The 13,167-nt window shown below is 58.6% G+C and carries 12 protein-coding genes and 1 pseudogene; 5 read left to right on the forward strand and 8 right to left on the reverse strand.

The window, feature by feature from the left end; translation table 11 throughout:
- Positions 1–78: 78 nt before the first annotated feature.
- The 3 genes and pseudogenes from thyA to AAEZ03_RS24620 form a co-directional block, all read right to left on the reverse strand.
- Positions 79–738: pseudogene (gene thyA, locus AAEZ03_RS24610) on the reverse strand (thymidylate synthase); the annotation flags it as partial.
- A 50-nt stretch (positions 739–788) separates the two neighbouring features.
- Positions 789–1,595: a prolipoprotein diacylglyceryl transferase gene (gene lgt / locus AAEZ03_RS24615; RefSeq protein ID WP_282364781.1), complete on the reverse strand. Its 807-nt coding sequence runs from the start codon at positions 1,593–1,595 to the stop codon at positions 789–791.
- Between the two features lie 12 nt (positions 1,596–1,607).
- On the reverse strand, positions 1,608–2,390 hold the full coding sequence (locus AAEZ03_RS24620; protein WP_048371054.1) for a sulfite exporter TauE/SafE family protein: 783 nt from the start codon (positions 2,388–2,390) through the stop codon (positions 1,608–1,610).
- Between the two features lie 120 nt (positions 2,391–2,510).
- Between AAEZ03_RS24620 and AAEZ03_RS24625 the strand changes: the two genes are divergently transcribed.
- Complete coding sequence (locus tag AAEZ03_RS24625) at positions 2,511–3,260, forward strand: NRDE family protein (RefSeq protein ID WP_350582212.1); 750 nt, start codon at positions 2,511–2,513, stop codon at positions 3,258–3,260.
- A 121-nt stretch (positions 3,261–3,381) separates the two neighbouring features.
- On the opposite strand, the gene ptsP is transcribed toward AAEZ03_RS24625, so the two are convergent.
- Together ptsP and AAEZ03_RS24635 are read right to left on the reverse strand one after the other, a co-directional pair.
- A complete protein-coding gene (gene ptsP / locus AAEZ03_RS24630; protein ID WP_048390931.1) occupies positions 3,382–5,661 on the reverse strand; it encodes a phosphoenolpyruvate--protein phosphotransferase in 2,280 nt (759 codons plus the stop codon).
- A gap of 21 nt (positions 5,662–5,682) precedes the next feature.
- Positions 5,683–6,162 (reverse strand): RNA pyrophosphohydrolase, encoded by a 480-nt coding sequence (locus AAEZ03_RS24635; RefSeq protein ID WP_019828104.1) that lies wholly within the window; start codon positions 6,160–6,162, stop codon positions 5,683–5,685.
- Between the two features lie 143 nt (positions 6,163–6,305).
- Here AAEZ03_RS24635 and AAEZ03_RS24640 point away from each other — a divergent pair, with 143 nt between their 5' ends.
- The gene (locus AAEZ03_RS24640) at positions 6,306–6,962 is read left to right on the forward strand and encodes a histidinol-phosphatase (RefSeq protein ID WP_278939474.1); all 657 of its coding nucleotides are present in this window, start codon (positions 6,306–6,308) and stop codon (positions 6,960–6,962) included.
- Between the two features lie 90 nt (positions 6,963–7,052).
- On the opposite strand, the gene AAEZ03_RS24645 is transcribed toward AAEZ03_RS24640, so the two are convergent.
- Positions 7,053–7,481: a DUF2269 family protein gene (locus AAEZ03_RS24645; RefSeq protein ID WP_048390927.1), complete on the reverse strand. Its 429-nt coding sequence runs from the start codon at positions 7,479–7,481 to the stop codon at positions 7,053–7,055.
- Positions 7,482–7,521: 40 nt separating this feature from the next.
- Positions 7,522–9,036 carry a threonine ammonia-lyase, biosynthetic gene (gene ilvA, locus AAEZ03_RS24650; protein WP_350582215.1) on the reverse strand — a complete coding sequence of 505 codons (1,515 nt, stop codon included), beginning with the start codon at positions 9,034–9,036 and terminating at the stop codon, positions 7,522–7,524.
- A gap of 132 nt (positions 9,037–9,168) precedes the next feature.
- On the opposite strand from ilvA, the gene rpiA reads away from it, so the two are divergent.
- Positions 9,169–9,840 (forward strand): ribose-5-phosphate isomerase RpiA, encoded by a 672-nt coding sequence (rpiA, locus tag AAEZ03_RS24655; protein WP_350582218.1) that lies wholly within the window; start codon positions 9,169–9,171, stop codon positions 9,838–9,840.
- Between the two features lie 95 nt (positions 9,841–9,935).
- On the opposite strand, the gene AAEZ03_RS24660 is transcribed toward rpiA, so the two are convergent.
- Positions 9,936–10,190, reverse strand: coding sequence for a hypothetical protein (locus tag AAEZ03_RS24660; protein ID WP_048368571.1), 255 nt, complete (start codon positions 10,188–10,190; stop codon positions 9,936–9,938).
- 221 nt (positions 10,191–10,411) lie between these two features.
- Here AAEZ03_RS24660 and htpG point away from each other — a divergent pair, with 221 nt between their 5' ends.
- The gene (gene htpG, locus AAEZ03_RS24665; RefSeq protein ID WP_350582221.1) at positions 10,412–12,316 is read left to right on the forward strand and encodes a molecular chaperone HtpG; all 1,905 of its coding nucleotides are present in this window, start codon (positions 10,412–10,414) and stop codon (positions 12,314–12,316) included.
- A 59-nt stretch (positions 12,317–12,375) separates the two neighbouring features.
- Positions 12,376–13,104 (forward strand): dienelactone hydrolase family protein, encoded by a 729-nt coding sequence (locus AAEZ03_RS24670; protein ID WP_350582223.1) that lies wholly within the window; start codon positions 12,376–12,378, stop codon positions 13,102–13,104.
- The last annotated feature ends 63 nt before the right edge of the window (positions 13,105–13,167 follow it).

The following is a 13,167-nucleotide window of genomic DNA, read 5'->3' on the forward strand; positions in this document are numbered from 1 at the left end:
GGTCAAGATGAAGTCGCATGAAAGACAAATTTTTTAGGCTAGGAACACGTACTGTGCGCTTTTTCCTACGTCCGATAAAAGGCCCAGGTCGTTAGAACGGATGTAGAGGGTCAGGGAGATTTCCTTGGTCTCAACGTTCGGGTGGAACTGGTACAGCAGGTGGCACGGCGGCAGGGCCATTTCGTCGAGCTGGGCGCAGTTCCAGCCGTGGAACAGAATACGGCGGCTGCCCGGGTCATTGATGATCGTGTCGACGCACTGGCGCACCTGGTCGATGGCCTTGTACAGCACCACGTAGGCCTCGCCGTCTTCTTCGCCTTCGGCGATCTGGCGATAACCCTGGCTCAGGCACAGATCGATGGCGGCCTGGTTGCTGCGCGCCACTTGCTTGTAGGCCGGCCACTTGCGCCATTGCACGCCGTAGATCTCGCCCAGGTCGTCTTCGCCCTGACGGAACGGGTTGGCCAGCCATTGGGCGTTTTCGTTGGCGTTCTGGTCCCAGACCTTGCAGCCCAGCGCACGGAAGTCTGCCGCGCTGTTGACCGGGCGCAAAAAGCCGCACATCTCGCCAATCGCCGATTTGAACGCCATGCGGCGCGTGGTGATGGCCGGGAAGCCTTCTTTGAGGTCGTAGCGCAACATGGCGCCCGGCAGACTGATGGTCTTCACGCCGGTGCGGTTGGCTTGCAAGGTGCCGTTTTTAATGACGTTGGCAACGAGGTCAAGATATTGCTTCATGGTTTTCCTAGCGTTTGAATGCAGGGCCGCGCGGGCCCTGCGATTCGAATTTAATGCGCAGCCTTTTGAGCCGCCGGATCACGGTTGTAGGCCAGCCAGATCAGGAACAGGCCGCCCGCAATCATCGGGATGCAGAGGATTTGCCCCATCGTTACCCAGCCGAACGCCAGGTAGCCTAGCTGAGCGTCCGGCACGCGGACGAACTCGACGATGAAACGGAAGATCCCGTAGAACAGGGCGAACATCCCGGAAACCGCCATTGTAGGGCGAGGTTTGCGCGAGTACAGCCACAGCACCAGGAACAGTGCCACACCTTCCAGGGCAAACTGGTAAAGCTGCGACGGATGGCGCGCCAATTGTTGTGGGTCGGTGGGGAAGATCATCGCCCATGGCACGTCGCTGGCCTTGCCCCACAACTCGCCGTTGATGAAGTTACCGATGCGCCCAGCGCCCAGACCAATCGGCACCACAGGGGCGATGAAGTCGAGGATCTGGAAGAACGATTTGCCGTTGCGCTTGCCGAACCACCAGGTCGCCAGCATCACGCCGATCAGGCCGCCGTGGAACGCCATGCCGCCTTTCCACACTTCGAAAATCAGCAGCGGGTTGGCGATGTAGGCGCTAAGGTCGTAGAACAGCACATAGCCCAGGCGGCCGCCGACTATCACGCCCATGGCCACCCAGAACACCAGGTCCGAGAGTTTCTCTTTGTTCCAGGTCGGGTCGAAGCGGTTGAGACGTCGCGACAGGATCAGCCAGGCGGCGCCAATGCCGATCAGGTACATCAAGCCGTACCAATGAATTTTCAGCGGTCCGATAGCCAATGCCACCGGGTCAATCTGCGGGTAAGGCAGCATTGCGACTCCTCGTTAGATCAGGAAACTCAAACCGACACAGAACAACAGTGCGGCAAACAGCCGTTTCAGCAGGCGCGGCGAGAGTTTGTGGGCCAAACGCGCACCGAAACGGGCAAAAAACATGCTGGTCAGGGCGATCCCGACCAACGCGGGTATGTAAACAAACCCGAGACTATGCGCGGGCAAGTCAGGGTTGTGCCAGCCAATCATCATGAAACTTAACGCACCGGCGACGGCGATGGGCAGACCGCAGGCCGACGAGGTGGCCACGGCTTGCTGCATGGTCACACCGCGCCAGGTCAAAAACGGTACGGTCAGCGAGCCGCCGCCGATACCGAAAATCGCCGACGCCCAGCCAATAACGCTACCAGCCAAGCTCAGACCCACCTTACCCGGCACCGTTCGGCTGGCCTTGGGTTTTAAGTCCAGGGCCATTTGCAGGGCGATGATCACGGCAAACACACCAATGATTTTCTGCAAGTGCGGACCGGAGATCGCCTCGGCGGTCAACGCGCCTATCCCGGCCCCGACCAGAATGCCCAGGCTCATCCAGGCAAACAGAGGCCACAGCACCGCGCCTTTGCGATTATGCGCAATCACTGAGTTGATCGAGGTAAAGATAATGGTCGCCAATGACGTGCCAACGGCCAAATGGGTCAACACCTCGTTGCTGAAACCTTGCAAGGTGAAACTGAACACCAGCACCGGCACGATGATCAGCCCGCCACCGACTCCGAACAATCCGGCCAGTACGCCAGCGAAGCCCCCCAACACCAGATAGAGCAGAAATTCCATGACGCCCCCTATTTTTGATCCGCATGGTAACGGAGCAAGGGCTCGGGCTCCATCCCGCATGGCGTAACACGCAGGGGCAATCTATAAGTACAGTGATTAAAAAAACATTAAGGACTGCCCATGTGCCTGATTGTCTTCGCTTGGCGCCCCGGCCACGCACAGCCTCTGGTCGTTGCGGCCAACCGCGATGAATTTTATGCGCGCCCCACTCAACCGTTGGCCCAATGGGTTGAAGCGCCGCAGGTGTTTGCCGGGCGTGACCTGCAGGCGGGCGGCACCTGGCTCGGCATAGGGGCCAATGGCCGCTTTGCCGCGCTGACTAATATTCGTGAACCGCATCAGCCGCCCGGGCGGCATTCGCGGGGTGAGCTGGTGTCTGATTTTTTGAGTGGCAACCAGTCCATTGCTGAGTATTTCGACGATATTGGCGGACGAAGGCTGAGTTATGCCGGTTTTAACCTGCTGTTGGGGGATCGCGATCAGCTCTGGCATTTCAACTCCAGAGAGCTGGTGCCGCAGCCCCTGAGTGCGGGGCTGTATGGCTTGTCGAATGCCGGGCTGGACACCCCGTGGCCCAAGCTGCTCCGGGCCAAGGCGGCGCTGGCCGAGGTGCTGAACGACCCGCAGCCGCAAGCCTTGCTGGCCCTGCTCAAAGACCCACAAGCAGCGCCCTTCAATAAACTGCCCGATACCGGCGTCGGGCTGGCCACAGAGAAGTTGTTGTCGAGCGTGTTTATCGCCAGCCCCACGTACGGCACCCGCGCCAGCACCGCGCTGATCGTCAATGCCGATGGTTCACGGGTGATGGTGGAGCACAGCTTCGGGCCGCTGGGCGGGCGTTTGGGTGAGGTGCGGCTGGAACACCCCTGACTCATGCCAAAACCTGTAGCCGCTGCCGAAGCATGAGGCTGCGATGGGTTGCGCAGCGACCCCATACAGCGGGCCTGCGGACCGCATCGCAGCCTCGTCCCTCGTCAGCGGCTACAAGGTATTAATAAGGCTTGATCGCCGCCGGGTTCATCATGCGCGTCAGGCCCATGTTTTTCAGGGCCAACTGGATGGTGCTGCGAATGACTTGCGGGTTGTCGATGGTCATCACTTCAGCCAGCAACTCTTTGGCCCGGCTCAGGCTGACCTGGCGCAACATCCACTTCACCTTGGGCAAGTTGGTGGCGTTCATTGACAGGCTGTCAAAACCCATGGCCATCAACAAGATCGCAGCCGCCGGGTCACCGGCCATTTCACCGCAGATACTCGCCGGCTTGCCTTCGGCGTGGGCGTCACGCACCACCGCCTGCAAAGCTTGCAGCACGGCCGGGTGCAGGTAGTCGTACAAATCGGCCACTCGCGGGTTGTTGCGGTCTACTGCCAATAAGTACTGAGTCAGGTCGTTAGAACCCACCGACAAAAAGTCCACCTGACGGGCCAGCTCTTTGGTCTGGTACACCGCCGCCGGGACTTCGATCATCACGCCAATCGGCGGCATCGGCACGTCGGTGCCTTCGTCGCGCACTTCACCCCAGGCACGGTGCAGCAGGTGCAGGGCTTCTTCGAGTTCGTGGGTGCCGGAGATCATCGGCAGCAAGATGCGCAGGTTGTTCAGGCCTTCGCTGGCCTTGAGCATGGCCCGGGCCTGCACCAGAAAGATTTCCGGGTGGTCGAGGGTCACGCGGATCCCGCGCCAGCCCAGGAACGGGTTGTCTTCTTTGATCGGGAAGTACGACAGCGACTTGTCGCCGCCAATGTCCAGGCTGCGCATGGTCACCGGCTGCGGATGGAAGGCCGCCAACTGCTCGCGATAAATCGCCAGCTGCTCTTTTTCGCTCGGGAAGCGCTGGTTGATCATGAACGGCACTTCGGTGCGGTACAGGCCCACGCCTTCTGCGCCACGCTGTTGCGCACGTGCCACATCGGCCAGCAGGCCAGTGTTGACCCACAGCGGCATGCGGTGGCCGTCCGGGGTGATGCACGGCAGCTCGCGCAGGGCATCGAGGCCCTGGGACAACTGGCGTTCTTCTTCAACTACGTCGGCGTATTGCTTGCGCAACACGTCGCTGGGGTTGGTGTAGACCTCACCGTGGTAGCCGTCGACGATCATCTGGATGCCGTCGACCTTGGAGTACGGCAGGTCAACCAAGCCCATCACGGTCGGGATGCCCATGGCACGGGCCAGAATCGCCACGTGGGAGTTACCCGAACCCAATACCGAAACCAGGCCCACCAGCTTGCCTTCAGGCACTTCGCCGAGCATGGTCGCGGTCAGCTCTTCACTGACCAGAATGGTGTTGTCGGGGTAGACCATGGTTTGCTGGTGATCGTGCTGCAAATAGGCCAGCAAACGGCGCCCGAGGTCACGCACGTCCGACGCCCGCTCGCGCAGGTAGTCGTCGTCCATCAATTCGAAACGGTTGACGTGATCAGTCACCACCTGACGCAGCGCGCCCTGGGCCCACTGACCGGTCTTGATCACATTTTTGACTTCGCTGCCCAGCGAGGCGTCGTCGAGCATCATCAGGTACACGTCGAACAGCGCCTGCTCTTCGGGGCGCAGTTGCGTGGCGAGCTTTTTCGACACCGCGCGCATGTCGTTGCGCACGCCTTCGAGGGCGTTTTTGAACAGCGCTATTTCGGCAGGTATGTCAGTGATGGTCTTGTCGGGCACCACGTCCAGATCGGCCGGAGGCAGCATGACCACCGCGGTACCGACCGCGGCGCCGGGCGAACCGGGCACGCCGACGAACTTGGCTTCCTGGATACCCTTGCCCTGGCGCCCCAGGCCACGAATCGACCCCGTGGCTTCTGCGTGGGCAATAACCCCGGCCAATTGCGCGCTCATGGTCACGAGGAAGGCTTCTTCACCTTCATCGAACTGGCGGCGTTCTTTTTGCTGAATGACCAACACCCCCACCACACGGCGGTGGTGGATAATCGGCGCGCCGAGGAATGAGGCATAGCGCTCCTCACCGGTTTCGGCAAAGTAGCGGTAGCGCGGGTGATCGGCGGCGTTTTCGAGGTTCAGAGGCTCTTCGCGGGTACCCACCAGACCGACCAGGCCTTCGTTGGGTGCCATGCTGACTTTGCCGATCGAGCGCTTGTTCAAGCCCTCGGTGGCCATCAGTACAAAACGGTTGGTCTCTGGATCAAGCAAATAGACCGAGCAGACCTGGCTGCCCATGGCCTCTTTGACGCGCAACACAATAATCCCCAACGCCGCCCTGAGATCTTTGGCGGCGTTTACTTCCTGGACGATCTTGCGCAGCGTATTGAGCATGGCTCGGGGTCGAACTCCGTGTCAGGCGCGCGTTAATAGGCGCGGTGCAAGTTCTTTGAGCGCGCGACGGTAGACCTCGCGCTTGAATGTCACCACCTGGCCCAACGGATACCAATAGCTGACCCAGCGCCAGCCATCGAATTCCGGTTTACCGGTTAAATCCATCCGCACCCGCTGCTCATTCGAGACCAGGCGCAGCAAAAACCACTTTTGCTTCTGGCCGATGCACAGCGGTTGGCTGTGGGTACGGACCAGGCGTTGCGGCAAACGATAACGCAACCAGCCTCGCGTGCAGGCGAGTATTTCTACATCTTCGCGTTCCAGGCCAACTTCTTCGTTCAGCTCGCGGTACAAGGCGTCTTCCGGCGTCTCATCAGGGTTGATTCCGCCCTGTGGAAACTGCCACGCGTCTTGATTGATACGGCGAGCCCACAGTACCTGTCCGGCATCATTTGTCAGAATAATCCCGACATTAGGACGGAAACCATCGGGGTCGATCACGGCAACAACCTCGCAAACGCATGTCGCCGCATTGTTCCACAAAGGTTGTGAAAGCAGCAACGCGCCTTCCTGCCTTATGTGCACTCTTATTAAAAGACCGTATTCTTGTGGGCTTTCAACCGACAGCTCAGCGGGTAATTGCAATGCGTTTGGCTTTATTCGACTTGGACAACACCCTTTTAGGCGGCGACAGCGACCACGCGTGGGGCGATTACCTCTGCGAACGCGGCATTCTCGACGGTGACGCCTACAAAGCTCGTAACGACGAGTTTTACCAGGATTACCTGGCCGGCAAGCTCGACAATGCCGCCTATCTTAATTTCAGCATGGAAATTTTTGGCAAAAATGACATGGATCAACTCGATCAATGGCACCGCGAATTCATGCGCGACTGCATTGACGACCTGATGCTGCCAAAAGCCCAGGCACTGTTGGCCAAGCACCGCGACGCGGGCGATACGCTGGTGATCATCACCGCGACCAACCGGTTTATCACCGCCCCCATTGCGGCAAAGCTGGGCGTGGAACATTTGATCGCCACTGAGTGCGAGATCGTTGATGGCCGTTACACCGGCCGCAGCACCGACGTACCGTGCTTTCGTGAAGGCAAAGTGACACGTCTGAACCGCTGGATGGCAGAAAACGGCCACAGCCTCGAAGACAGCTACTTTTACAGCGATTCGATGAACGACCTGCCATTGCTGGAGCAAGTGACCCACGCCGTGGCCGTCGACCCGGATGAAAACTTGCGGGCCGAAGCGGTTAAACGTGGCTGGCCAGTGATTTCGCTGCGCGATTAATCCCAATCCTGTAGGAGCGAGCTTGCCTCGCGATCTTTTGATCTTTTAAAAGATCGCGAGCAAGCTCGCTCCTACAAGGCTATGCGGGATTTAAACCGGTTTTGCGCCCATCATGGCCGCAATCGCAATAAAGCAAACCGCACAAAAAGCCGCCAGCACCACGGTAAAGCCCGGGTGTTTGGCCATTCGCCCCAGCCGCAGGCGGTTGAGGCGCACCAGCAGCCACAACCAGCTCAAGCCACCCAGCAGGTACAGACTGCTCCCGCCCAGCAACCACAGCTGGCTCAGCGGCCAACCCGCCATGTGCACCAAAAACCAGCCACTCACCGGCAACGCCAGCAAGCACAGGCCCATCAGCCCCCAGAGAAACGCCCACGGGCGGCGCACCAGGCCACCCGCCAGGAAGGCGTCACCGGCACGCCGACGGCGAATCACCACAACCAGCAATACAAGCGCACTGACAAACAGCAGCAGTGTCGACACGCCATGCAGCAGTTTTAACGCGGTGAACGTTTCCATTTGATTTATCTCTTGAGCCGTTCAATCAGCGTAGCGTTTATCAGCCAAGAAACAGCTGATACGCCGGGTTATCGCTTTCATCCCAGTACGGATAGCCGATTTCAGCCAGCGCCGCAGGCACCAAATGGCGTTCATCGGCGGGCACTTGCAGACCGGCCATCACACGGCCATCTGCCGCGCCATGGTTGCGGTAGTGGAACATCGAGATGTTCCAGCGCCCGCCCAGCTTGCTGAGGAAGTTGAACAGCGCCCCCGGGCGTTCCGGGAATTCAAAGCGGAACAGCAACTCATCGCTGACCTTGGCCGCGTGCCCACCGACCATGTGGCGAATGTGCAATTTGGCCAATTCGTTTTCAGTCAGGTCGACCACCGGGAAGCCCTGCTCGGCCAAGCTGGCCAGCAACGCGCTACGCGGGTCGTTCTCGGGATGGGTCTGCACACCGACGAATATGTGGGCTTCGCTGCCGGTGTGGTAGCGGTAGTTGAACTCGGTGATCTGGCGTTTGCCGACCGCCTGGCAAAACGCCTTGAAGCTGCCCGGCACCTCGGGGATGGTCACCGCGATGATCGCCTCGCGGCCTTCACCCAATTCGGCCCGCTCGGCCACATGGCGCAAACGGTCGAAGTTAACGTTGGCGCCCGAGTCGATGGCCACCAGCGTCTGGCCGCGCACACCGCGTTGCTCGACGTATTTTTTGATCCCGGCCACGCCCAGCGCGCCCGCAGGCTCGGTGATCGAGCGGGTGTCATCAAAGATGTCCTTGATGGCCGCGCAGATTTCATCGGTGCTCACGGTGATGACTTCATCGACGTAGTCTTTGCAGATATCAAACGTGTGCTGGCCGATCTGACCCACGGCAACACCGTCGGCGAAGATCCCGACGCTTGGCAAGACCACGCGCTCACCGGCCGCCATCGCAGCTTGCAGGCAGTTGGAGTCATCGGGCTCGACGCCAATGACTTTAATATCTGGCCGCAGGTACTTCACATACGCCGCAATACCGGCAATCAATCCGCCACCGCCCACCGGCACGAAGATCGCATCCAGCGGCGTCGGGTGCTGACGCAGAATTTCCATCGCCACGGTGCCCTGCCCGGCGATGGTGTGCGGGTCATCGTAGGGGTGTACGTAAACGTAGCCTTTTTGTTCAACCAGTTGCAGCGAGTACGCCAGGGCTTCCGGGAAGGAGTCACCGTGCAGCACCACAATACCGCCACGCGAACGCACGCCTTCAATCTTGATCTCGGGGGTGGTTTTGGGCATTACGATGGTGGCTTTCACCCCCAGCACCTTGGCGGCCAGCGCCAGGCCTTGTGCATGGTTGCCGGCCGAGGCGGTGACGACGCCGCAGGCACGCTCGGCGTCGGTCAATTGCGTGAGCTTGTTGTAAGCACCACGAATCTTGAACGAAAACACCGGCTGCAAATCTTCGCGTTTGAGCAAAACCTGGTTGCCCAGACGCGCAGACAACTGATTGGCAGGCTGCAATGGGGTTTCTACCGCGACGTCATAAACGCGCGAGGTGAGTATCTTCTTAACGTACTGTTCGAGCATCGGAAAGCTTCACTGGGCGGTTAGCAGGGACCAAGGAGTCTACCCCAGCGTTTACACGGGCGACCATACGAATCCAAAGGTTTTAGTTATACTCCACGCCCTTCTGTTTACCCTTCCCGCCCCGGAGCCCGCATGACCCAGGATCAACTCAAACAAGCCGTAGCCCAGGCGGCTGTCGACTTCATCCTCCCGAAACTGGATGACAAGAGCATCGTTGGGGTCGGCACCGGCTCCACGGCCAACTGCTTCATTGACGCGCTGGCCTTGCACAAAGGCGCTTTCGACGGTGCCGTGGCCAGTTCCGAAGCCACCGCCGCACGCCTCAAGGGCCACGGGATTCCTGTGTACGAGCTGAACACCGTGAGCGATCTGGAGTTCTACGTGGACGGCGCCGATGAGAGCGACGAAAACCTCAATCTGATCAAAGGCGGCGGCGCAGCCCTGACCCGCGAAAAAATCGTCGCGGCCGTGGCCAAAACCTTTATCTGCATCGCTGACGCCAGCAAGCTGGTGCCGGTGCTGGGCGCGTTCCCGCTGCCGGTTGAAGTAATCCCGATGGCCCGCAGCCACGTGGCCCGCGAACTGGTCAAGCTGGGCGGCGACCCGGTGTACCGCGATGGTGTGCTGACAGACAACGGCAACATCATTCTTGACGTGCACAACCTGCAGATCGTCGACCCGGTGAAACTGGAAACTCAGATCAACGCCATCGTCGGTGTGGTAACCAACGGTTTGTTCGCTGCGCGCCCGGCGGACCTGTTGCTGCTGGGGACGCCTGAAGGCGTCAAATCCCTGAGCAAATAACCCGTAACCGTGTAGAAGCGAGCTTGCCTCGCGATCTTTTAAAAGATCAAAAGATCGCGAGGCAAGCTCGCTCCTACAAGGTCAGCTACAGCGAATTACTTGCTTTCAGCCGCTGGAGCATCCTGAGCGGCTTCTTTTGCTGCTGCTTCATTGGATTCAGCTTGGGCTTTAGCCGCCTCAGCGTTCTCTTTAGCAGCGTCGTTTACCTTGTCTTGCGCTTCAGACATGTTTTGTTGAGCTTGTTCTGCGTGCTGATTAGCGTCCTGGGCTTTGTCTTCGGATTTTTTATCGCAAGCAGCAAGGCCCAGGGAAGCGGCCAGCATCAAGGCAACAGCAACGGTATTACGCATGGGATGTTTCTCCTTGTGAGTAGTTCTACGGGGCGTTTGAGCCAGCCCCTGGTACTTAAGTTCCATCGTCATGCAGATATATAAGTAGTGCCGATTGCACAGAATCTATTGGTAAAAAGTATCAGGCCTTGAAATCCAGAGTTCAGGCCCCAACTTTCATCACATCCCGCCGCTAACCCTCTTGGGCGTGGCTCATGCCATCTAATCGGAGTTTGATAACAATGAGCGTGGAAACTCAAAAGGAAACCCTGGGCTTCCAGACCGAGGTCAAGCAACTGTTGCACCTCATGATCCATTCGCTGTATTCCAACAAGGAAATTTTCCTTCGCGAATTGATCTCGAACGCCTCTGATGCTGTCGACAAATTACGTTTTGAAGCGCTGTCCAAACCAGAACTGCTGGAAGGCGGCGACGAACTTAAAATCCGTGTGAGCTTCGACAAGGACGCTAAAACCGTCACCCTCGAAGACAACGGTATTGGCATGAACCGTGACGACGTGATCGCCCACCTGGGTACGATCGCCAAGTCCGGCACCGCCGATTTCATGAAAAACCTGTCGGGCGATCAAAAGAAAGACTCGAACCTCATCGGCCAGTTCGGTGTGGGCTTCTACTCGGCCTTTATCGTCGCTGACAAAGTCGACGTGTACAGCCGCCGCGCCGGCACACCTGCCAGCGAAGGCGTGCACTGGTCTTCCAAAGGCGAAGGCGAGTTCGAAGTTGAGAACGTCGAAAAAGCCTCTCGCGGCACCAAGATCGTTTTGCACCTCAAGTCCGGCGACGAAGAGTTCGCCGATGGCTGGCGCCTGCGCAACATCATCAAAAAATACTCCGACCACATCGCCTTGCCGATCGAACTGCCTAAAGAGCAGGCCGCAGCCGAAGGTGAAGAAGCACCGGCACTGGAATTGGAAACCGTTAACCGCGCCAGCGCCCTGTGGACCCGTCCTCGCACTGAGGTGAAGGACGAGGAATACCAGGAGTTCTACAAACACATTGCCCACGACTACGAGAACCCGCTGGCTTGGAGCCACAACAAGGTTGAAGGCAAGCTCGAATACAGCTCGCTGCTCTATGTGCCGGCCCGTGCACCGTTCGACCTGTACCAGCGTGAAGCGCCTAAAGGCCTGAAGCTGTATGTACAGCGCGTATTCGTGATGGATCAGGCTGAGTCGTTCCTGCCGCTGTACCTGCGCTTCATCAAGGGTGTGGTTGATTCCAACGACCTGTCGCTGAACGTGTCGCGTGAAATCCTGCAGAAAGACCCGATCATCGACTCCATGAAGTCGGCGCTGACCAAGCGTGTTCTGGACATGCTGGAAAAATTGGCGAAGAACGAACCAGAGAAATACCAGGGCTTCTGGAAAAACTTCGGTCAGGTCATCAAAGAAGGCCCGGCAGAAGATTTCGCCAACAAAGAAAAAATCGCCGGTCTGCTGCGCTTTGCTTCGACCCACGGTGATGATGGCGAGCAAACGGTTTCTCTGGCCGAGTACCTGGCACGTGCCAAAGAAGGTCAGGACAAGATCTACTACCTGACCGGCGAAACTTACGCTCAGGTCAAAAACAGCCCGCACCTGGAAGTCTTCCGCAAGAAAGGCATCGAAGTGCTGCTGCTGACCGACCGTATCGACGAGTGGCTGATGAGCTACCTGACCGAGTTCGACGGCAAGAGCTTTGTTGACGTGGCGCGCGGTGACCTCGATCTGGGCAACCTGGACTCCGAAGAGGACAAAAAAGCCGCAGAAGAAGTGGCCAAGGCCAAAGAAGGTCTGGTTGAGCGCATCAAGACCGCGCTGGGTGAAAGCGTCAGCGAAGTGCGTGTCTCGCACCGCCTGACCGACTCGCCAGCCATTCTGGCGATTGGTGAACAAGACCTGGGCCTGCAAATGCGCCAGATCCTTGAAGCCAGCGGCCAGAAAGTGCCGGACTCCAAGCCGATCTTTGAATTCAACCCGGCTCACCCGCTGATCGAAAAACTGGATGCGGAGCAGAGCGAAGAGCGGTTTGACGACCTGTCGCACATCCTCTTCGACCAGGCTGCCCTGGCGGCCGGTGACAGCCTCAAAGATCCGGCAGCGTATGTCCGTCGCCTAAATAAGTTGTTAGTTGAGTTGTCCGTGTAACACGTCTATAAAAAACCCGCTTCGGCGGGTTTTTTTTGCTTTGAATTCGGGAGTTTTTAATGAAATCAATTACGGTCAGTTCTGTGGTCTATCAAATCGATGGCCAAGCTTACGAAAGCCGCCTGGCATATGACCCAAGCCGCGAAGAGTCGCTGCCGGGTTTGCTGATGGCACCGAACTGGATGGGCATCAGCGCAGGCGCCGAGGACATTGCCAAAAAGGTCGCTGAGCAAGGGTATGTGGTGCTGATTGCGGACCTGTACGGCCAAGGCATTCGTCCCGCCAACGGTGATGAAGCCGGCGCTGCCATGATGCCGCTTAAAAATGACCGTGCCTTGCTGCGCAAACGCATGCAGGCGGCCTACGCGGTGCTCAAAGAGCAGACCGAGGCCAAGGTCGATAGCCAGCAATTGGCGACCTTTGGTTTCTGTTTTGGTGGATGCTGTTCGCTGGAACTGGCCCGTGATGGCGCTGCGCTCAAGGCGGCGGTGTCGTTCCATGGCTCGCTGGATACGCCAAACCCGGCAGACGCCAAGAACATCACCGGCTCTGTTTTGGTGCTGCACGGTGCGTCCGACCCGTTAGTACCCCATGAGCAATTGCCGGCTTTTGAAGCCGAGATGAATGCGGCCGCAGTGGACTGGCAGTTGACCAGCTACGGCGGCGCGGTGCATTCGTTCACCGATCCGCACGCCAACGTACCCTGCAAAATGATGTACGACGCCAAGACCGCGCACCGCGCCTTCACCGCCATGCACAACCTGCTGGATGAAGTGTTCAAGGGCTAAATAATCTGTAGTCGCTACCGCAGGCTGCGATCTTTTGATTTTTAAAAGATCGCAGCCTGCGGT

Source organism: Pseudomonas sp. HY2-MNA-CIBAN-0224, assembly GCF_040310285.1.
Classification (GTDB): domain Bacteria; phylum Pseudomonadota; class Gammaproteobacteria; order Pseudomonadales; family Pseudomonadaceae; genus Aquipseudomonas; species Aquipseudomonas helleri.

Excerpts from the sequence above, each read along its gene's own strand:
- lgt (WP_282364781.1), bottom strand. The coding sequence starts at position 1,595 with ATGCTGCCTTACCCGCAGATTGACCCGGTGGCATTGGCTATCGGACCG.
- AAEZ03_RS24620 (WP_048371054.1), bottom strand. The coding sequence starts at position 2,390 with ATGGAATTTCTGCTCTATCTGGTGTTGGGGGGCTTCGCTGGCGTACTG.
- AAEZ03_RS24625 (WP_350582212.1), top strand. The coding sequence starts at position 2,511 with ATGTGCCTGATTGTCTTCGCTTGGCGCCCCGGCCACGCACAGCCTCTG.
- ptsP (WP_048390931.1), bottom strand. The coding sequence starts at position 5,661 with ATGCTCAATACGCTGCGCAAGATCGTCCAGGAAGTAAACGCCGCCAAA.
- AAEZ03_RS24640 (WP_278939474.1), top strand. The coding sequence starts at position 6,306 with ATGCGTTTGGCTTTATTCGACTTGGACAACACCCTTTTAGGCGGCGAC.
- AAEZ03_RS24645 (WP_048390927.1), bottom strand. The coding sequence starts at position 7,481 with ATGGAAACGTTCACCGCGTTAAAACTGCTGCATGGCGTGTCGACACTG.
- ilvA (WP_350582215.1), bottom strand. The coding sequence starts at position 9,036 with ATGCTCGAACAGTACGTTAAGAAGATACTCACCTCGCGCGTTTATGAC.
- rpiA (WP_350582218.1), top strand. The coding sequence starts at position 9,169 with ATGACCCAGGATCAACTCAAACAAGCCGTAGCCCAGGCGGCTGTCGAC.
- AAEZ03_RS24660 (WP_048368571.1), bottom strand. The coding sequence starts at position 10,190 with ATGCGTAATACCGTTGCTGTTGCCTTGATGCTGGCCGCTTCCCTGGGC.
- htpG (WP_350582221.1), top strand. The coding sequence starts at position 10,412 with ATGAGCGTGGAAACTCAAAAGGAAACCCTGGGCTTCCAGACCGAGGTC.
- AAEZ03_RS24670 (WP_350582223.1), top strand. The coding sequence starts at position 12,376 with ATGAAATCAATTACGGTCAGTTCTGTGGTCTATCAAATCGATGGCCAA.